The following is an 18,436-nucleotide window of genomic DNA, read 5'->3' as shown; positions in this document are numbered from 1 at the left end:
CCTACTGACAAAGAGTACACGTTTCTTGAGGGGTTCTGCCCTGCTTGAAGGGAAGCTTAACGGTTTTGCAGGCTTTCCCAGGGAGTAAACCGCTTTTGAGACAGACCTCGAGTTCGACGATACCGTTGGGTTTAACGAAATCATGTATCGGAAGATCCCGGTGGGCCTCTTTCATCACCTTGGCAAACATAGGAGCAGCGATAATACCTCCGGTCTTCTGGGGTCCTAAAGGAGTACGATCATCATTTCCAAGGTAAATCCCGCACGTCAGATCCGGAGTAAACCCCACGAACCAGGCATCGATGAAATCTTCTGTGGTTCCCGTTTTTCCTCCGGCTGGTCTTTCGATATTGGCCCTTCGACCGGTACCTCGTTTGATCACTCCTTCAAGGAGTCTGGCCATAATGTAGGCAGTATCTTCTGATAGGGCTTGGTGGAGGACGGGCTTATTTTCGTAGAGGATCTGCCCCTTGGCGTTTTCCACTCTGAGGATGGCGATCGGTTCTGGTACCATGCCTTTATTGGCAAAAGCACAATACGCGGTGACAAGTTCTATCAGGGTTACTTCGGAAGTACCCAAAGCAAGAGAAAGGTCTCTTCGTAGTTGACTCTTTATTCCCATTTTTCGAGCGTAACTAATGACCTTGTCGATTCCAGTTTCTTGAAGGAGTTTGATCCCTATAATGTTTATCGAACCTTCTAAGGCTTCTCGAAGGGTTATAGCTCCCCGAAACTTCTTTTCGTAATTTTGGGGTTTCCAGCCATTGGGGAAAGTAAGTGGTTCATCCACTAAAACGCTACTTGGAGTGAATCCACTATCCATACTGACTGCATAAATGAAAGGCTTGAAAGTAGAACCTGGTTGACGGTAAGCCTGTGTGGCGCGGTTGAATTTACTCTCCTGGTAATTTCTTCCCCCAACCATCGCTTTAATATATCCATTCTGGGGATCCATGCAAAGAATAGCGCCTTCATATTCACTTTCCTGCAGGACTTGATTGGCTACTTTTTGCAAATCGATGTCTAGCGTGGTATACACTTTCAAGCCACCGCTAAAAATAGTTCTTTCGTCAAAGGTTTTTCCCAGTTCTTTAAGGATATGGTCAACGAAATGAGGTGCGAGAGAACGGTTGGGTTCCAGGCCTGAGAGTACAATAGGAGCAGAGAGGGCAGTTTGGAAATCTTCTTCGGTGATAAATCTAAGGGATCGCATTCGTTGCAGCACTCTTCTCTGTTGCTTCTGTGCGGTTTTGAAATTCACGTAAGGAGAAAAATTACCCGGTGAGCGCGCTATGCCTGCAAGCATGGCCACTTCGGCCAGGTTTAAATCCTGGAGTTCCTTACCGAAGTAGGTTTTCGCTGCGGCTTTGATGCCGTATACGCCGTGTCCGAGGTAGATCTGGTTCAGATAGGCTTCAAAAATCTGGTCCTTGGTGTACTTTTTTTCGATCATCAGAGCGAGAAATACTTCTTTAATTTTTCGATCGAGTACCTGTTTCTGGGTTAAAAATCGGCTCCGGGAAAGTTGTTGGGTGATGGTGCTTCCTCCTTCCACGATGTTGAGGTTCACTAGATCCTGCCAGAGAGCCCGCACGATACCCTGGAGGTCAATGCCTGGATGGGAATAAAAGCGCTGGTCCTCGCTAGCTAAAAAGGCTTTCTTAATGATTTCGGGGATTTCGTTGAGCTCGACATAATCTCGCTTTTCGGTAAATAACTCTCCGATCAGTTTCCCTTTCGTATCGTAGATTCGAGTGGTTAAAGAAGGAGTGAGGTCTTCCAGTTTACTGGAAGTTTCTTTGAGGTCTTGGAGGAAGAAGATGAACAGGAGAGTAAAGAAAAGGATGCCTGACAGGATGCCTGCCATGAATGCATGGGGATAAAATTTTTTTTCAGTATTTTTGGTTTTCTGCCGATTGGTTCTTTTCATCTTTTCAATATTCTTTATAATGATTTCGATATGGAATATTATCATAAAACTCGAACGAATAAAACTCAAGAGCTCACTCGAACGGCACTGGTAGGAGGATGTTATTTCCTTTTTACCGTTCTCCCCCCTTTTTCCTCTATTGCTTATGGACCCATCCAGGTGAGGGTTTCAGAGGCGTTGACCGTTCTTCCCTTTTTCTTTCCCGAAACTATGTGGGGACTTACCGTAGGATGTTTCCTGGCTAATATTTTTGGTGGTGTGGGCGTGGTTGACTTTCTTCTGGGTCCACTTTTCACCCTCTTTGCTGGGTATCTTACTTCTCGTGTTCCTCGTCCGTTCTGGGCTCCTCTCCCGCCAGTTCTGATCAATGGGTTTGGGGTACCGATTTATCTATCGGTGCTCTTTCGGGTTCCTTACTTTTACGCGGTATTTTATGTTATTGTAGGGGAAATTATTGCCTGTTACGGATTAGGTTGGCTCCTTATACTGTTTTTGCGGAGAGGGAATTTTCAGAAAGGAGTGAAGAAGCTTGGTTTACGAAAATGAAGTAGAAAGAGATATAGCCATAATCCAGCGAGGTGCTGAAGAACTTATTGGTATCGAAGATTTACGGAAAAAGCTCGAGCGTTTTTATCGCCGAGGAAAAAGACTGGTGGTTAAAGAAGGTTTCGACCCCAGTGCTCCTGATATCCATTTAGGTCATACGGTAACGCTAAGAAAGTTGCGTCAGTTTCAGGACCTGGGGCATGAAGTGGTTTTTCTCATCGGAGATTTCACCGGGAGGATCGGTGACCCCACGGGAAAGAAAGAAACTCGTCCTCAGCTTACTGAGGAAGAAGTCAAAAAAAATGCTGAAACCTACACTGAACAGGTCTTTAAAATTCTGGATCCTCAGAAAACCAGAGTGGAATTTAATAGCAAGTGGTTAGGGAAACTTACCTTAAGTGATCTGGTTTTCATTACTGCTCGGCTCACGGTGGCTCGGATGTTGGAAAGGGAAGATTTTGCGAAACGCTTGAAAGCAGGAAAACCCGTGGGTTTGCATGAGTTCCTTTACCCGGTCATGCAGGGATATGACTCAGTAGCGCTCGAAGCGGATGTGGAGTTAGGGGGAAATGATCAGCTCTTTAATCTCCTGGTGGGACGGGATCTTCAGAGAGAGTTTGGTCAGGAGCCACAGGTGGTGCTCACCATGCCACTTTTGGAGGGTATCGATGGAGTCGAAAAGATGAGTAAAAGCTTGGGAAATTACATCGGTATCCAGGAATCAGCTTTTTCCATGTTTGGAAAGATCATGTCTATCCCGGACTTTTTGATTGAAAAATATTTTGTTCTTCTCACCAATATTCCTCTGGAGGAAATTACCAGGATGAAAGAGGAGTACGAAAAAGGGATATTGCATCCTAAAAAGTGGAAGGAGCAACTCGCTCTGGAAATTGTCAGCGCCTATCATGGTTGGGCGAAGGCTCAGGAAGCCCTGGCAGATTTTGAGCGAGCTTTTTCTCAAAAAAGCATCCCCGAAAATGCCCAGGAAATTCTTCTCTCGACTTTGGAGCTGAAAGAGGGGAAAATATGGGTCATGAAGCTTTTGCAAAAAACTGGGGTACCGAAATCAAATAGTGAAGCAAGGAGATTAATTGAACAGGGTAGTGTGTATCTAAATGGAGAACGAGTTGAGGATACCAATATGGATGTAACGGTGCAGGATGGAAGTTTCCTAAAAGTGGGGAAAAAGGCGTTCTTTAAGGTCAGGGTTGTATCGTAACGATCCGTTTGTATTTGCAATCCTTTGATATTTGGGTTAAAATAATGAGGTGTCGAGTTTTCTTGCCAACAAAGAGTGGGTTTTGCCCACTCTTTGTTGTTTATGGGTTTTTACCAGGGGGTATTTATGAGCAAAGAAATCTTTGCTGCGATTGAGCAGATAGAAAGAGCAAAGGGAATTCCAAAAGATGCTTTGCAAAGAGCTATTGAGGCAGCTTTGCTCTCTGCCTACCGCAAGAATTTTAAAAGTTCTCATAAAGGGATATCAGTAGTTCTGGATGCCGAAAGTGGGGCTATTAAGGTTCTGGCGAGAAAGGTCGTGGTTGAGAAGTTAAAGGACTCTACGGTGGAGATTTTAAAGGAGGAGGCCCAGCGATTGGGATTCAGTGCAGAGGTTGGTCAGTGCGTTGACATTGAGGTCACTCCCAAGGATTTCGGTCGTATTGCGGCGCAAACCGCCAAACAGGTTATCCTTCAGCGAATTCGGGAGGCAGAACGGGATAGAATTTATGAGGAATTTGTGGAAAGGGCCGGAGAGATCATCACTGGTATCGTCAACCGGAGGGAAGGGCGGACCGTAATGGTTGAACTTGGTAAGACTGAAGGAGTGCTTCCACCCTCAGAACAGGTTGCTCATGAGGAGTATAAGACTGGCGACCGGATGAAGTTTTTTATCGTGGAAGTTAAAAAGACCACCAAAGGTCCAAGGATCACCCTTTCCCGTACGCACCCAGGCTTGGTGAAGAGACTTTTTGAGCTGGAAGTTCCGGAGGTGCACGAGGGTTGGGTGGATGTGGTGATGATTGCTCGGGAACCTGGGGTACGAAGTAAAGTGGCGGTGGAAAGTAGAAACGAGCGGATTGACCCGGTGGGGTCGTGTATAGGGAATCGTGGTTCCAGGGTTAAGAGTATCATTGATGAGCTGAGGGGAGAAAAAATAGATATAATAAGGTGGAGTAATGATCCAGAGGTTTTGATCACTGAAGCATTGAAACCGGCAGAGGTGATCAGCGTGAAGCTTGACGAAGAAACCAAGACGGCACAGGTGCTCGTGCCCTTAGATCAACTTTCTCTGGCTATTGGTAAAGATGGTCAGAATGCCCGTCTTACTGCGCGAATCAGCGGGTGGCGTATCGACATCAAGGGCGTCAATCGTGAGGAGGAGAGATGAAGTCTAAAAAGATTCCCATTCGTATGTGTATAGGGTGTCGTCAGAGAAAGGAGAAAAAAGGGTTGATTCGGATTGTGAGAACCCTTCAGGGAAACGTAGAGGTGGATCCGACCGGCAAAAAGTCGGGGAGAGGGGCTTATGTGTGTCCTCAGGTGGAGTGTGTGACAGCTTTTTCCCGCAAGGACCTTTCTTCGGCTTTTCGATTTGAGCTTGAGGAGGAGGAGTTTCTCGCCCTAAAGGATATGTTGCTCGGGTATTTGAAAAACCCGCGGGAAGGAGGCTCGTAATGACCAAGGTAAGGATATATAAGATTGCCGAAGTACTCGGGATACATGCTCACGAGGTTATAGAGATGCTTCGAGAGTTGGGCGTCGAAGCCAAGAATCACATGAGCAGTATCGATGAGGATCTGGTTGATCTTCTCAAAGAGGAGATCATCTACCGCCGGCAGAAAGAAGAAGAAATACGGAAAAAAAGAGAAAAAACGCTTCTTTTTGAAAACCTTCCCACTCTCAAGGAGATTGCCAAGCTCCTCGATGAAGGGCCTGAAGATATTATCTTGCGCCTGGCTGATTTGAATATCGTCCCTGATTTTCGGAGACCTTTGCCACCTCTTGTGGTGGAGAAATTGGCTCGAGAAAAGGGATGGGAAGTGGAGTGGAAAGAAGGCCTAAAAAAAGAGACCGTTGAAGCTTTGGGAGGAGAACAATTTTTAAGACCTCCAGTGGTGACGATTCTTGGACATGTCGATCACGGAAAAACCACCTTGCTTGATGCAATCCGGCATTCCCAGGTTGCTGAGTCAGAGTTCGGAGGAATCACGCAGCGTATCGGCGCGTATCAGGTGGAAGTGAATGGAAGGAAAATCACCTTCATCGATACTCCAGGGCATGAAGCCTTTACCGCAATGCGAGCTCGTGGGGCTCAGGTTACGGATATAGCGGTGCTTGTGGTTGCCGCAGATGATGGGGTGATGCCTCAGACTATAGAGGCGATTCAACATGCCAGAGCGGCTGACGTACCCATCATTGTTGCTGTGAATAAAGTGGATAAGCCTGCAGCGAATCCTGAGCGAGTAAAACAGCAGCTTTCGGATTACGGGTTGATTCCTGAGGAGTGGGGGGGAGAAACCATTTTCGTTAATGTTTCGGCGTTGCAGCGGAAGGGCGTTAACGAACTTCTGGAGATGATTATCTTACAGGCTGATCTTCTAGAGCTCAAGGCCAGACATAGTGGTTACGCTACTGGTCTTGTCATTGAGTCGCGCCTGGATCGGGGGAAGGGTCCTGTGGCAACGGTGATCGTCCAGGAGGGAATATTGAGGGTAGGAGATTATTTTGTGGCCGGGACGAGCTGGGGCAAAGTGCGAACTTTATCTGACGACCTTGGTCGATCGTTGAGGGAAGCATACCCTGCTATGCCTGTTGAGGTGGTCGGATTTTCTGAGCTTCCACCAGCTGGAACAAAGTTTATGGTGGTGGGAGAGGAGCGGATTGCATACCTCATCGCCGAGCGAAGAAAAGAACGGGAGAAAGAAGTTGCCCTTAAAGGGGGATCTAAGCGTGCTCTTTCTCTGGAAGAACTCCTTTCACCCGAAGCTGGGAAAGTCAGGGAGCTTAATCTCCTTTTAAAGGCTGATTTCCAAGGTTCCCTGGAAGCGATTGAGAAAGCGATTTCCCAGCTGGAGAATGAGAACGTCAAAATTAATTTTCTCTTCAGGGGAGTGGGAAATATCAGTGAAGCTGATGTGATGTTGGCTTCGGCGTCTTCGGGAGTTGTAGTAGGGTTTAATGTAAAGTTGCCCAACGAGATTGCAAAAATTGCCAAAAGGGAAGGTGTTGATGTTCGACTGTACCGGGTTATTTATGACCTGATTGACGATATGGATAAGGCTATTAAGGGTATGTTAGAGCCCAGGAAAATTGAGGAAACCCTGGGTAAACTCGAAGTACGGGCCCTTTTTAAAGTAGCTCGAGCCGGTGTAATCGCGGGGTGTTATGTAACCCAGGGTAAGATCGAAAGAGGAGCGCTGGTGAGAGTATGGCGAGGACGGGAGATGCTTGGAGAAGGAATCCGAATAGCCTCCCTAAAGCATTTTAAAGAGGATGTGCGAGAGGTGACTCAGGGATACGAGTGTGGAGTTAGTTTAGAAGGATTCGATGACTTTCGTGAGGGTGATATCTTAGAGGTTTACGTCATCCGAGAGGAACGATGAGAGTCGGAGTTTGTCAGGTTGAACTTTTTATCAATGGTAGCCTTTCCCTTAAAGATAAAAGAAGAGTCATGAATTCTATGAAGCAGAAGCTCCGGAACCGTTTCAATATATCCATTGTGGAAATTCCGGTTGATACGCAGTGGAAAAGAGGAGGTTTGGGAATTTCTTGCATCGGACTCGATGAGAGAAGCGTACGGTCCATAATTGACCAGATTGTACGGTTTATTGAAGATGATGATCGTGTTGAGGTGAGTAACCTCACTGTAGATATCTTGTGAAAGTGTGGTGAAAGAGCGTGAAAGAACAAAGACCCAAAAGGGTTGCTGAGTTGATAAAAAGGGAAGTTTCTCAAATACTCCTTTCGCGGGTTGAGGATCCTCGTATCAAGCGATTCACCATCACGAGGGTTGAGGTCTCACCAGATATCCGACAGGCAAAAATTTTTGTCAGTTTCGAAGAGGGAGAGGAAAGAGAAGAAAAAATAAAAATTCTCCAGAAAGCTACTGGTTTTGTGAAAGCAGAGCTGGCCCAGCGAATCCGGATAAGGTTTATGCCCGAAATCCTTTTTGTAGCTGACAATATTTTTGAAAAAGCTTTTCAGGTTGTAGCACTTCTTAATCGGATGGAACAAGAAGAAAGAAATGAATAAATCCATTATCGAGGTTATCGAAGCCATTCAATCGCACCACCATTTTGTGGTGGTCTCACACCAGAATGTCGATGGTGATGGAATTGGAGCACTCCTGTCTTTCTATGCGTTGCTTTCCTCTTTGGGTAAACATGTTATCATGGTGAATAATGGGAGTGTGCCTTACTTTTGCAGGTTTCTCCCTGAGACAGAGAAAATCCTTTCCTATAATGATTTCTGTCAAGCGTACCTTGGAAAAGAGCATGTCTTTGAAGCGTTAATTGTCGTGGACTGTTCCAATCTATCCCGCTTAGGGGAGATGAGCGAGATGGTCAAAAAATTTTCCTTCGTTATTAACGTTGACCATCATCCTGATAATTCTTTCTTCGGCAACGTGAACTGGGTAGCCCCGGAAGCATCCTCAACCATGTTGGTATATGCGTTGTTCAAGGAGATGAACATTTCACTCAATAAATTCGTTGCTTCAAGTATTCTGAACGGACTTATTTCTGATACCGGTGGTTTTAGCTTTGTGGAAATTGATTCTAGAATGCTTACTATTCTCGAAGACCTTATTGTGCATGGAGCTTCGGTTTCCGAAGTCATGCGTTACAACTTCCGTTTTCGGCGTTCCGAGGCCTTGAAACTTTTGGGGCGTGCTCTGGAACGCCTGGTTTATGATGGTGATTCTGGTATTTCCTACACGTATCTTGTAAGGCGGGATTTCGCCGAGTTCCATGCCGGGGTAGAAGATACGGAAGGAATTGTGGATTATGGTCTGTACATTCCCGGGGTGGAGATTTCCATTCTTTTCAGAGAAACTGAGGAGAAGGTTTTCAAAGTTAGTCTAAGGGCGCAGGGAGAACGTGAGGTCCTTTCAATTGCCCACCATTTCGGAGGAGGGGGACATTTAAAAGCGGCTGGTTTTAAGATTACCGGAGAACTGGAAACGGTCATCCAGAAAGTGCTGAAATTTGTGCAAAGTGTCCCCTATGGGTCGAAAACCGCCATACGATGAAATGGGATTTGGAGCGGAGATTTCGGGAGGAATTCTGAACGTCTATAAACCGGTAGGTTTTACCTCCAGACAGGTTGTGGAAAGAGTTGGTGCCGTTCTTGGGAGTAAAGCCGGACACGCGGGAACTTTGGATCCGTTTGCAAGAGGAGTCCTCGTAGTTTGCTGGGGGAAAGCTACTCGTTTTTCCTCTCTTTTTCAGAGTCTTTCTAAAGTGTACCGGGCGTGGATTCGCTTTGGCATAAGTACCGATACCTATGATGTTCATGGCCGGATTACGGAATGGAGTCAGGGTGAGTTGCAGATGGAACAACTGGTTCAGGTTCTCGAGGAATATCAAGGAACGATTGTACAGAGGGTCCCGGCATTTTCTGCTTCCAAGTATAAAGGGAAATCACTCCACAAATATGCCCGAAAGGGTCTTACTGTTCCAGAGTTGAGAAAAACGGTTCAAATCTATTCCCTAACCCTGGTGAGGTGTCAGGAAGGGCGGTTTGGAGAGGCAGAGATTCTGGTAGAGTGTTCCAGTGGAACCTATGTGCGGAGCCTATCTTTCGAATTGGGAAAGAGATTAGGATTGGGAGCATACCTCTTTGCGTTGCGACGGGAAAGCGTAGGGAAATTCAATTTTGAGGGGAGTATTGATGTTTTTGATGGTTGTATGACCAGGAGTGTTCTTTGGGAAAAGTCATTTTCCATTGATGAAGGGTTGTACTGGATACCTTCGATTACGGTAAACGAAGAGACAGCAAGACACTTCAGGAATGGGAATATGGTGAGAGGTGTCCCTGTGGAAGAAGGGAACTGGTTCAAAGTGTACCGAGATGGTCAATTTTTAGGGTTGGGCAAAAAAACGGGACCCTGGCAATTGCAGCCCAAAATCGTTCTTCCGGAGTAAAAGCAATGCACGTAATTCGGGGATGGAAAAGCCTCTTGGGAAAGCGGGTTGTGGCTTTGGGTTTTTTTGATGGTCTGCATCGAGGACACCAGGAAGTACTGAAAACAGCGTACCGTTTCAAAGTCCATGGTGAAGATAATGTGGAAGTTATTACATTTTACCCTCATCCTCAGAATTTCCTGGCTGGGCGAGGAAGGTATGTGTTACAGTACCTTACGACATATGGAGAGAAGTGTCGTCTTATTCAGCAGTTTTTTCCGGGAATGCTGGTGCGTTTTCTTCGGTTTGATGCAGCCATGCGCTTTACTTCCCCTCAAGAGTTTTTACATGGCATTTACTCTCGGCTTTCTCCAGAAAAGGTTTTTGTGGGAGAAAATTTCCGTTTTGGGTATCAGGCGGCTGGGGACGTACCGTTAATTCGACGATACTTCGGGGCAAAGGGAGTGGAAGTGGTATGTATTCCCTCTCTTGAGGATAACGGAGTATGCATATCGAGTTCTGGCATTCGAACATTGCTCACTCGAGGTGAACTGAACGAGGTGAATCGCCTTTTGGGTTACAATTTCACCATTATTGGAACGGTACGAAAAGGGAGAAAGCTGGGGAGCAAGCTGGGTTTTCCAACGGCGAATCTCTATCCCCCAGCGGTTAAAATTCTTCCTCCTCATGGAGTGTACGTTTCGTATGTGTTCTGGAAAGGTCTAAAGGATTGGATGCCTGCTCTCACCCATGTGGGATATCGGCCTACCTTGAAGGATTACCACCGTAGAGTCGTTGAAACTTTTATTCCTTCCTTTCAGTCTCCTGGTCTTTATGGAAAAAGGATGGTTGTCCAGTTAGTTGCTTTTATCCGCGGGGAGAGAGCCTTTTCTTCTATCCAGAAGCTGAAGAACCAGATGGACCTCGATTTGGAAGCGTTTTACCGATATTTACAGGGGCGAAGCAGTGTGATAAACTACCCTTTGAATGCTATAGTGGAGGTGTAGAAAAAGTTGACGCTCACAAAAGAAAGGAAAAAGGAAATTATAGAACAGTTTAAAATTCACGGTGAAGATACTGGTTCTCCTGAGGTGCAAATCGCACTTTTGACGGTGAGAATCAAAGAATTAACGGACCATTTAAAGCAGCATCCAAAGGATTTTCATTCTCGGAGAGGTCTCTTTATGATGGTTGGCCAAAGAAGGAGGCTTTTGAATTATTTGAAAAAATACCACCTGGATCGATACTACGCAATCTTGGAAAAATTAGGTTTGAGGAAGTAAGAGGAGGTTGTTTACAATAGAAAAGAAATGGGAAATTGGTTTTGGAAATGAGTCGCTGATTATCGAGACAGGGAAACTGGCACAACAGGCAGGAGGAGCGGTTACCGTTCGGTATGGCGATACAGTAGTTCTGGTTACCGCTACGACGAACGAAGAAAGTAAGGAGGATGTCGATTTTACGCCTCTTTCGGTGGAGTTTGAAGAACGTTTTTATGCTGCGGGAAAGATTCCAGGGGGATTTATCAAAAGAGAAGGAAAGCCCCGGGTAGCAGCGATTCTGAGTGCTCGGCTTATTGACCGTTCCATCAGGCCCTTGTTTTCTGAATTCTGCCGCAACGAAATTCAGGTTGTGGTAACCGTTCTTTCTGTGGATGAGATCCATCCCCCTGATGTTATTTCGATTATTGGTGCTTCCTTGGCTCTGGGTATTTCGGAAATCCCCTTTGAGGGGCCAGTAGGAGCCTGTCGAGTGGGGTTAATTGGCAATGAAATTCTGATTAATCCGACTCTGGATAAATTGACCTCAAGCGGGATGGATATGGTGATTGCCGGAACCAGGGAAGGAATCACCATGATTGAAGCAGGTGCCAGGGAAGTCGATGAAGAAAGGGTAAAAGAGGCTTTACGGATCGGGTATCAGGAAATCCAAAGAAGTATTGACCAGCAAGAGGAGATCATCCGTCAGATTGGGAAGCCGAAATTAGAATTGAAGATACCTGAATTTTGGGAAAGTTTATGGGACTGGTTGCTCGAAAATTATCAGGATGAGGTGCGTAAAAGAATCACCATTCCTGATAAAAAAGTACGGGAGGGGGAAATGCGGGTCCTTTTCCGAAAGTTCGTCGAAGAAGGAGAAACTCGATTCGGGACGCCAAATTTCTTCACCGTAGCCTGGGAAAGATTAATGAAAGAAGAAGTTCGGAGGCTCATTTTTACCACTGGATACCGCCAGGACGGAAGAACTCCACAGGACATAAGGCCGATAAGTTGTGAAGTGGGTTTCCTGCCACGTACCCATGGTTCTTCCCTTTTCACCAGGGGTCAGACCCAGGCTCTGGTTATTACCACTTTGGGGGCAAAAAGTGAGGAGCAAAAAGTAGACGGTTTGCAAGAGGAAGAAGCAAAGCGGTTCATGCTCCATTATAATTTTCCTCCTTATAGCACTGGAGAAGTGCGACCCCTCAGAGGGCCTGGACGACGGGAGATTGGTCATGGGGCTCTGGCAGAAAGGGCGCTTGAATGCTTTATTCCCCCGGAGGAGGAGTTTCCATACACCATCAGAGTGGTTTCTGAAATTCTGGAATCAAATGGATCTTCTTCCATGGCCACGGTATGCGGAGGCAGTCTTTCCCTCATGGATGCCGGTGTTCCCATCAAGGCGGCTTGTGCTGGATTATCAATTGGTCTTATTCGTTCTCAGGACCGATGGATGTTGCTGAGAGATATCCTTGGCTCTGAGGACCATTATGGAGAAATGGACTTTAAAGTGGCCGGAAGCCGCAGTGGTATTACGGCAATTCAGCTTGATGTAAAAAACAGGGGCTTGAGCCATGAACTTTTGGGGCAAGCACTCCTGGAAGCAAAAGAGGGAAGATGGCGTATTCTTGACATTATGGATGCAGTGCTCAGTCGTCCTCGAGAGTATATTTCACCATATGCCCCAAGAATTGGTATCGTAGAAGTCAACCCGGATCGGATTGGAGCCTTGATTGGTCCTGGGGGAAAAATTATCAAACGAATTGTCGAGGAAACGGGTGTCACGATTGATATTAAAGATGATGGAAAGGTGATGGTGTTTTCGCGGAACGAAGAGGGGAAAGCCAGGGCCATTGAAATGATTCGGAATGTAACCCAGGACGTCGAGGTGGGTAAAATCTACCTTGGTAAGGTGACTCGTGTTGCCGATTTTGGAGCATTTGTGGAAATATTTCCTGGTCGGGAAGGATTGTGCCACATTTCACAATTGTCTAGTGAACGGGTGCGCCGGGTGGAGGATGTGGCCAAAGTAGGAGATGATTTGCTGGTCAAGGTCACAGGAATTGATTCTCTGGGGAGAATTACCCTTAGCCACAAAGAAGCAGCATCAACTGTATCCCCTATCAAAGAGACGAAAACTTACCCCCGTCGAAAGTGATGACGGCAGGGGTAAGGAGAGCGATTGACAAACGATGCCAGAGCAGGGAAGGAAAATTGTAATTGTCTCCTTTCTGGGTGTTTTTGCCCTTTATATTTTGTTGTCTTTTTTCTCCACTAGCGTTGGTGTAATCGGGGAAAAGATCAAAGTGAGTTTTCTTTTTACCCTGGGGATAGGGGCTTATGCGCTACCATTTTTTTTGGCGTACCTTGCCTACGAAATTGCCATCTTGAACCTGGTGAGACGATATAGATTTATCGGTCGAATCATTGGTCTCTTGCTCTGGTTGTTTATCTTTCTGACATTGGTGGAAAGAAGGGCAGTGAAAAGCCAGGTTATTCTTGTAGACTACAATCTTGGTGGTAGGGTTGGAAGTGCTCTGTATTCCCTACTGAATCGTTATCTGGGGGAGAGTGGGACCCTTCTTTTCCTGTTCCTCTTTGCATTTCTGGGTACGTACCTTCTTGGTGAAGGAAAGCTGATTCGACAACTTGTGCACTTTGCAAAATCCTTGGGTAAGAAGCCTGGTTCTATAAAGCCTGAAAAGATTCCTTCCGACTCCACTTCTTCTGAGGCTTGGAAATCTCCTGTTTCTTCTCCTGTTTTTCCTGCTTCTTCAATTGAGGAAGTCTTTGAAGTTACTTCTCTGGTTTCCAAGACATCGAGCCCCAAGAGAATAAAAAAATCTGTTCCTCCCCAGGAAGTGGAGGAATGGATTTTGCCTTCCTCAAGAATTCTTTCCTCTCATTCTGCTAAAGGAGAGGAAAAAACCCGAAAAGAGATTGCCGAAGAAATAGCCAAACTGGAAAAAACCCTGGCAGAGTTTAATGTGGCTGGAAGAGTGACTAATTTTCAGGTTGGTCCCACCGTGACCAGGTACGAATTCCAGCCTGCCCCGGGAGTTAAGGTGAACAAAATAGTCAATTTGTCTAACGACATTGCTTTAGCCTTTGCGGTGGCGGCGGTGAGGATCGAAGCTCCTATTCCTGGTCGTTCTGCAGTCGGTATTGAGATTCCAAACCGGCGTAAAGAAATTGTTTCTCTGCGGGAATTGGTGGAAGAGGAAGGGTTTTACCAGGACCCATCTCCTCTTAAGATTGCGCTGGGGAAAGATGTTGCTGGAAAGCCACTGATCTGGGACCTGCGTGAAGCCCCACATTTGCTCATCGCTGGGGCAACGGGTTCAGGGAAGAGTGTCTGTATTAACACAATTCTGGCGAGCCTACTGTTTCGATCTGACCCAAATGTTCTGCGTATTGCCCTTATCGATCCCAAAAAGGTTGAGCTTTCTCTCTATGCTGGACTTCCTCATCTTTGTGGCCCGGTCATTTCTGAGGTCCGTCTGGTCATCAAATTCTTAAAATGGTTGTGCCGGGAGATGGATTCGAGATATGAACTCCTTTCGGAACTTTCCTGTCGGAACGTTGACGAATACAACCGTTTGGTGGAAAAGAAAGAGCAGTTACCGTATGTGGTGGTCGTTATTGATGAACTTGCCGATTTGATGATGACGGCTGCTTCGGATGTGGAGGGATATATCTGCCGACTGGCTCAAATGGCCAGGGCTGTAGGCATTCACCTTGTCGTTGCTACCCAGAGACCTTCGGTGGATGTGATTACCGGCCTCATTAAGGCTAATTTTCCTTCCCGGTTGGCTTTTGCAGTCTATTCTCAGGTTGATTCTCGGACCATCCTGGATATGCCGGGAGCCGAGAAGCTCCTGGGGAACGGTGATTTGTTGTTTGCCCCCATCGGGGTCGGTAAACCCATTCGAGGGCAGGGGGCTTTTATTAGCACTGAGGAAACGAAAAAAGTGGTGGAACACTGGTCGAGGCAGAAAGGGAGCATCCATTATTCCATGGAGTTCGTATTTCGGGACGAAGAAGTAGAAATTTCTGAAGACGAGGACGACGTGTACGGAGAGGCGGTAAAAATCGTTATGGAGAGTGGCCGGGCCTCCACTTCGCTTCTGCAAAGGAGGTTGCGTATTGGGTTTAACCGTGCTGCCCGGCTTATTGAAAGAATGGAAAGAGAGGGAATCGTTGGCCCATATGAGGGGAGTAAGCCGAGAAAAGTTATCATGAGGAGAGGGGAACAGTAATGGTCAATTTTAATATTGAAGTTGCTGTTCAACTGGGGGAGTTTCTAAGAAAGAAACGGGAAGAACGGAAGGTGGATCTAGCAAAAGCGAGCGAAGCTACCTTGATTTCTCCACTTTATTTAGAAGCATTGGAAAATGGCGAATGGCATAGGCTTCCAGGAAGGACATATGCTTCTGGATATCTGAAAATCTATAGCCGTTTCTTAGGGGTTGATTCCCAAGAAGTGCTTGCTTTGTTCAAGCAAGCGTATGGGGGGATAGAGGAAAAAGTATCGCTTGTGCCAGAGAAAATATCTGGGAGACGAAAGAAAAACAAGAATATCCTGCGTTTCCTCATGGTAACCTTTACCATACTACTGGTGGCATTCGTTTTCATTCTGATTTCTTACCGTTTGCCCATTTTCTCAAAGCTCAACCAGGAAGATCGTACTGTGCCTGCTGCCGAAGAAGCGGTATCTCCGGAAGTGGTGCTTCCTACTCCTCAGCCTATTCCTGAATTCTCAGTTGTGGTGGTGCTTGAGCCGGAGCGATTGTCTTGGAGCGAAGTTCGTTCTGGGGACCGGATCGTGTTTTCAGGGATACTGGTTCCCGGGAAGCGTTACATTTTTAAAAGTAATGAGCCAATTGAGATTTCAGGAAAAGACGGTGATAGGATTAAGGTAAACCATAACGGGAACGACCTGGGTTATCTCGCTTCAGAGGGTGGCGATTTCGAACAAACCTTTGGACCGTGAAACGTATTGCCTTTGTAAGTTTGGGTTGCGATAAAAACCTGGTTGATTCAGAAATCGCTTTAGGTAAGCTGGTTTCTGCAGGGTATAATTTTTTTTCCTCTTTGGAAGAAGCGCAGGTTCTTGTTTTAAACACCTGTGCTTTTATCGATGATGCTCGCCGTGAAACAGAGGAATGGATCAGAAAATTTGTATCGCTCAAAAAGAAAGACCCTCGTAAGGTTCTGGTAGTCATGGGCTGTTATGTGGAAAGAATCAAAGAAAAGGCGCTCTCTCTGTATCCCGAAGTCGATTACTGGATTGGAGTGAACGATTTTCCACACATTGTAGAAATTCTAAAAAACGGTGAACACAGTGCTGCATCTCGGCTTTTTATCGATGGACCTCCTTTTCTCTACGACCACGGGACCGAGAGATTGCTTGCCACTCCCTCTCATTATGCCTATATTAAAATTGCCGAGGGTTGCAATAACCACTGTAGTTTTTGCGTCATTCCGCTTATACGTGGTCCGTTGCGGAGCCGACCTTGGGAGGATATTATCCAGGAAGCTTTGAACTTAGTGGAGATGGGTGTTCGGGAAATCATTCTTGTGGCACAGGATTTATCTTCCTACGGCTTAGACTTGTATCATCGGAGGAGCTTACCTTTTCTCCTGAAAAAGTTGGGAGAAAACCTGCCGTCTTCGGTGTGGCTACGACTCTTGTATGTATCACCTTACGGGATTGATGACCAGCTTCTGGAGGTGGTGGCTTCCACAAGGCAGGTTGTGAAATATCTTGATGTTCCCCTGCAGCACATTAATGCTCGTATTTTACAAGGTATGAATCGTCCCTTTTCGCGAGCCCAGCTTGAGGAACAACTTCTTCGAATCAGGACGTTCATTCCTGGGGTTTTCCTGAGGACCACCCTTATGGTTGGTTTTCCTGGTGAAGATGAAGAAATTTTCGAAGAACTCCTGAATTTTGTGTACCACGTTCGCTTTGAAAGAATGGGGGTATTTTGCTATTCGTCGGAACCAGGGACTCCTGCTTTCACTCTGAACCAGATGGTGGAAGAAACGGTCAAAAGAGAACGCTATCAAATACTCATGCATCTTCAGGAAGGGGTTATGGAAGAGATTCATCGGGGTCTTGTAGGTCAAACGGTGGAGGTGATTCTGGAGGAAGGTCCTCAAAGTGGAGGAAAACGCTACCTTTGGGGTCGAACGTATGGGGATGCGCCTCAGGTTGATTGTCGAATCAAGGTGTGGGTAACCGGGAAAAAGCGGTTTGTTCCAGGAACGATATTGCAGGTAAGGGTTAAAAAAGGTTCTGCATATGAGCTAGAGGGGGAGATAGTTTGAAAGCTGGTATTCTCTGTGTGGGGACAGAACTGGTGACCGGGCTGATTCGTGATACTAATGCGTACTTCTTTTCCCAGAAGTTGGCAGAGAACGGAGTATTTCCAAAGTTTGTGATGTTTGTTCCAGATGAGAAGAACGATATTACCAATGGTCTCAGTTTTTTTCTTCATGACCCCGAGATTGAAGTGATCATTGTGTCGGGGGGATTGGGACCAACGGAAGACGATTTTACAAAAGAGGTTATTGCTGAACTATTGGGGTTAGAGCTGGTCTTCGATGAGTCCGTATGGAAAAAAATTTGTCAGTTTTACTGGAATTTGAGAAAAACTGAACCACCTGAAAACAATAAAAAACAGGCTTTGGTACCAAGAGGCGCTACAGTGCTTTCCAACCAGCTGGGAACCGCTCCGGGATTTAAGATAAAAACGCTGGGGAAGACGATTTTCGTAGTTCCTGGAGTCCCCAGAGAGGCTGAGTTTCTCTGGGGTACGATTGCCAAGGAAATCCATGCCACTGGTTTCTCTTTTTATCGTACGAAGATATTGAAGTTCTGTGGAATTGGGGAGTCACAGCTGGCTACTTTGATGAAACCCTTTTTGGCTTCTCTCCCTGAGGGAATCCATTTCGCTTTTCTCCCCAATTATGGGGAGGTCTGGTTCTATCTTTACGTTCGTGAAGCTGGAAGCGAAAGACGAGAGGAATTAGACAAAATCGCTGCGGAATTAGCGAGCACTTATGGGGACTTTCTTTTTTCCTCCTATGGTGATACTCTGGAAGAAGCGATCGGGAAAATGCTGCGGGAGAAAAAATTCAAGATAGCCATAGCGGAATCCTGCACGGGAGGATTGCTCGGTGACCGAATCACAAATATTCCTGGAAGTTCGGAGTACTTCGAAAGGGGGTATATTGTCTATAGTAATAGAGCTAAGATGGAAGAACTTGGGGTGCCAGAAGAGGTGCTCGAGACGAAGGGTGCAGTCAGTGAAGAGGTAGCCTGTTTGATGGCTCAGAGGGTAAAGGAAAAGGCGTCCGCTGATATTGGTATAGGAATAACCGGCATTGCTGGGCCAACGGGGGCAACAGAGGCAAAGCCGGTGGGGTTGACGTATATGGCATTGGCCGATCGAAAGGGCGTAGAAGTCAAGAAATACCAATTTGGTGGAGACCGATTGATGAACAAAAGATTTGCTTCACAGTTCGCACTCAGCATGCTTTTTTTATTTTTGCGGAGGAGAGGATGATAA

General features: G+C 46.2%; 17 protein-coding genes. 16 read left to right on the top strand and 1 reads right to left on the bottom strand.

What is annotated here, in order from left to right:
• Position 1: 1 nt before the first annotated feature.
• Positions 2-1,930 carry a penicillin-binding protein 1A gene (locus ABDK92_02510; protein MEN3185495.1) on the bottom strand — a complete coding sequence of 643 codons (1,929 nt, stop codon included), beginning with the start codon at positions 1,928-1,930 and terminating at the stop codon, positions 2-4.
• A 30-nt stretch (positions 1,931-1,960) separates the two neighbouring features.
• On the opposite strand from ABDK92_02510, the gene ABDK92_02505 reads away from it, so the two are divergent.
• The 16 genes from ABDK92_02505 (at position 1,961) to ABDK92_02430 (ending at position 18,433) form a co-directional block, all read left to right on the top strand.
• Positions 1,961-2,476 (top strand): QueT transporter family protein, encoded by a 516-nt coding sequence (locus ABDK92_02505; GenBank protein MEN3185494.1) that lies wholly within the window; start codon positions 1,961-1,963, stop codon positions 2,474-2,476.
• Positions 2,460-3,695: a tyrosine--tRNA ligase gene (gene tyrS / locus ABDK92_02500; protein ID MEN3185493.1), complete on the top strand. Its 1,236-nt coding sequence runs from the start codon at positions 2,460-2,462 to the stop codon at positions 3,693-3,695. The genes ABDK92_02505 and tyrS overlap by 17 nt, the downstream gene beginning before the upstream one ends.
• A 126-nt stretch (positions 3,696-3,821) precedes the next feature.
• Positions 3,822-4,865: a transcription termination factor NusA gene (gene nusA / locus ABDK92_02495; GenBank protein ID MEN3185492.1), complete on the top strand. Its 1,044-nt coding sequence runs from the start codon at positions 3,822-3,824 to the stop codon at positions 4,863-4,865.
• Entirely contained in the window at positions 4,862-5,152 is a 291-nt protein-coding gene (locus ABDK92_02490) for a YlxR family protein (GenBank protein ID MEN3185491.1), read from the top strand. The genes nusA and ABDK92_02490 overlap by 4 nt, the downstream gene beginning before the upstream one ends.
• Entirely contained in the window at positions 5,152-7,080 is a 1,929-nt protein-coding gene (infB, locus tag ABDK92_02485) for a translation initiation factor IF-2 (GenBank protein ID MEN3185490.1), read from the top strand. The genes ABDK92_02490 and infB overlap by 1 nt, the downstream gene beginning before the upstream one ends.
• The gene (locus ABDK92_02480; GenBank protein ID MEN3185489.1) at positions 7,077-7,358 is read left to right on the top strand and encodes a DUF503 domain-containing protein; all 282 of its coding nucleotides are present in this window, start codon (positions 7,077-7,079) and stop codon (positions 7,356-7,358) included. The genes infB and ABDK92_02480 overlap by 4 nt, the downstream gene beginning before the upstream one ends.
• A 17-nt stretch (positions 7,359-7,375) precedes the next feature.
• Positions 7,376-7,729: a 30S ribosome-binding factor RbfA gene (gene rbfA, locus ABDK92_02475; GenBank protein ID MEN3185488.1), complete on the top strand. Its 354-nt coding sequence runs from the start codon at positions 7,376-7,378 to the stop codon at positions 7,727-7,729.
• On the top strand, positions 7,722-8,726 hold the full coding sequence (locus ABDK92_02470) for a bifunctional oligoribonuclease/PAP phosphatase NrnA (GenBank protein MEN3185487.1): 1,005 nt from the start codon (positions 7,722-7,724) through the stop codon (positions 8,724-8,726). Before rbfA ends, ABDK92_02470 begins: the two co-directional genes overlap by 8 nt.
• Positions 8,701-9,621: a tRNA pseudouridine(55) synthase TruB gene (gene truB, locus ABDK92_02465; protein MEN3185486.1), complete on the top strand. Its 921-nt coding sequence runs from the start codon at positions 8,701-8,703 to the stop codon at positions 9,619-9,621. Before ABDK92_02470 ends, truB begins: the two co-directional genes overlap by 26 nt.
• Positions 9,622-9,626: 5 nt before the next feature.
• Positions 9,627-10,607 (top strand): riboflavin kinase, encoded by a 981-nt coding sequence (locus ABDK92_02460; GenBank protein MEN3185485.1) that lies wholly within the window; start codon positions 9,627-9,629, stop codon positions 10,605-10,607.
• A gap of 6 nt (positions 10,608-10,613) precedes the next feature.
• A complete protein-coding gene (gene rpsO / locus ABDK92_02455) occupies positions 10,614-10,883 on the top strand; it encodes a 30S ribosomal protein S15 (protein ID MEN3185484.1) in 270 nt (89 codons plus the stop codon).
• A 16-nt stretch (positions 10,884-10,899) separates the two neighbouring features.
• Positions 10,900-13,017: a polyribonucleotide nucleotidyltransferase gene (locus ABDK92_02450; protein MEN3185483.1), complete on the top strand. Its 2,118-nt coding sequence runs from the start codon at positions 10,900-10,902 to the stop codon at positions 13,015-13,017.
• 34 nt (positions 13,018-13,051) lie between these two features.
• Positions 13,052-15,118 (top strand): DNA translocase FtsK 4TM domain-containing protein, encoded by a 2,067-nt coding sequence (locus ABDK92_02445; protein MEN3185482.1) that lies wholly within the window; start codon positions 13,052-13,054, stop codon positions 15,116-15,118.
• Positions 15,118-15,852, top strand: a complete 735-nt coding sequence (locus ABDK92_02440; GenBank protein ID MEN3185481.1) for a helix-turn-helix domain-containing protein — start codon at positions 15,118-15,120, stop codon at positions 15,850-15,852. Before ABDK92_02445 ends, ABDK92_02440 begins: the two co-directional genes overlap by 1 nt.
• Positions 15,849-17,192, top strand: coding sequence for a 30S ribosomal protein S12 methylthiotransferase RimO (rimO, locus tag ABDK92_02435; GenBank protein MEN3185480.1), 1,344 nt, complete (start codon positions 15,849-15,851; stop codon positions 17,190-17,192). Before ABDK92_02440 ends, rimO begins: the two co-directional genes overlap by 4 nt.
• Positions 17,189-18,433 (top strand): competence/damage-inducible protein A, encoded by a 1,245-nt coding sequence (locus ABDK92_02430; GenBank protein ID MEN3185479.1) that lies wholly within the window; start codon positions 17,189-17,191, stop codon positions 18,431-18,433. The genes rimO and ABDK92_02430 overlap by 4 nt, the downstream gene beginning before the upstream one ends.
• The last annotated feature ends 3 nt before the right edge of the window (positions 18,434-18,436 follow it).

The sequence above is a fragment of the Atribacterota bacterium genome (assembly GCA_039638595.1).
Classification (GTDB): Bacteria; Atribacterota; Atribacteria; order Atribacterales; family Caldatribacteriaceae; genus Profundicultor; species Profundicultor thermophilus.
Note: the sequence above shows the minus strand (reverse complement) of the source record. Positions and strands in the feature narration are given on the sequence as shown.

Excerpts from the sequence above, each read along its gene's own strand:
- ABDK92_02510 (MEN3185495.1), bottom strand. The coding sequence starts at position 1,930 with ATGAAAAGAACCAATCGGCAGAAAACCAAAAATACTGAAAAAAAATTT.
- ABDK92_02505 (MEN3185494.1), top strand. The coding sequence starts at position 1,961 with ATGGAATATTATCATAAAACTCGAACGAATAAAACTCAAGAGCTCACT.
- nusA (MEN3185492.1), top strand. The coding sequence starts at position 3,822 with ATGAGCAAAGAAATCTTTGCTGCGATTGAGCAGATAGAAAGAGCAAAG.
- ABDK92_02490 (MEN3185491.1), top strand. The coding sequence starts at position 4,862 with ATGAAGTCTAAAAAGATTCCCATTCGTATGTGTATAGGGTGTCGTCAG.
- infB (MEN3185490.1), top strand. The coding sequence starts at position 5,152 with ATGACCAAGGTAAGGATATATAAGATTGCCGAAGTACTCGGGATACAT.
- ABDK92_02480 (MEN3185489.1), top strand. The coding sequence starts at position 7,077 with ATGAGAGTCGGAGTTTGTCAGGTTGAACTTTTTATCAATGGTAGCCTT.
- ABDK92_02470 (MEN3185487.1), top strand. The coding sequence starts at position 7,722 with ATGAATAAATCCATTATCGAGGTTATCGAAGCCATTCAATCGCACCAC.
- truB (MEN3185486.1), top strand. The coding sequence starts at position 8,701 with ATGGGTCGAAAACCGCCATACGATGAAATGGGATTTGGAGCGGAGATT.
- ABDK92_02460 (MEN3185485.1), top strand. The coding sequence starts at position 9,627 with ATGCACGTAATTCGGGGATGGAAAAGCCTCTTGGGAAAGCGGGTTGTG.
- ABDK92_02445 (MEN3185482.1), top strand. The coding sequence starts at position 13,052 with ATGCCAGAGCAGGGAAGGAAAATTGTAATTGTCTCCTTTCTGGGTGTT.
- ABDK92_02440 (MEN3185481.1), top strand. The coding sequence starts at position 15,118 with ATGGTCAATTTTAATATTGAAGTTGCTGTTCAACTGGGGGAGTTTCTA.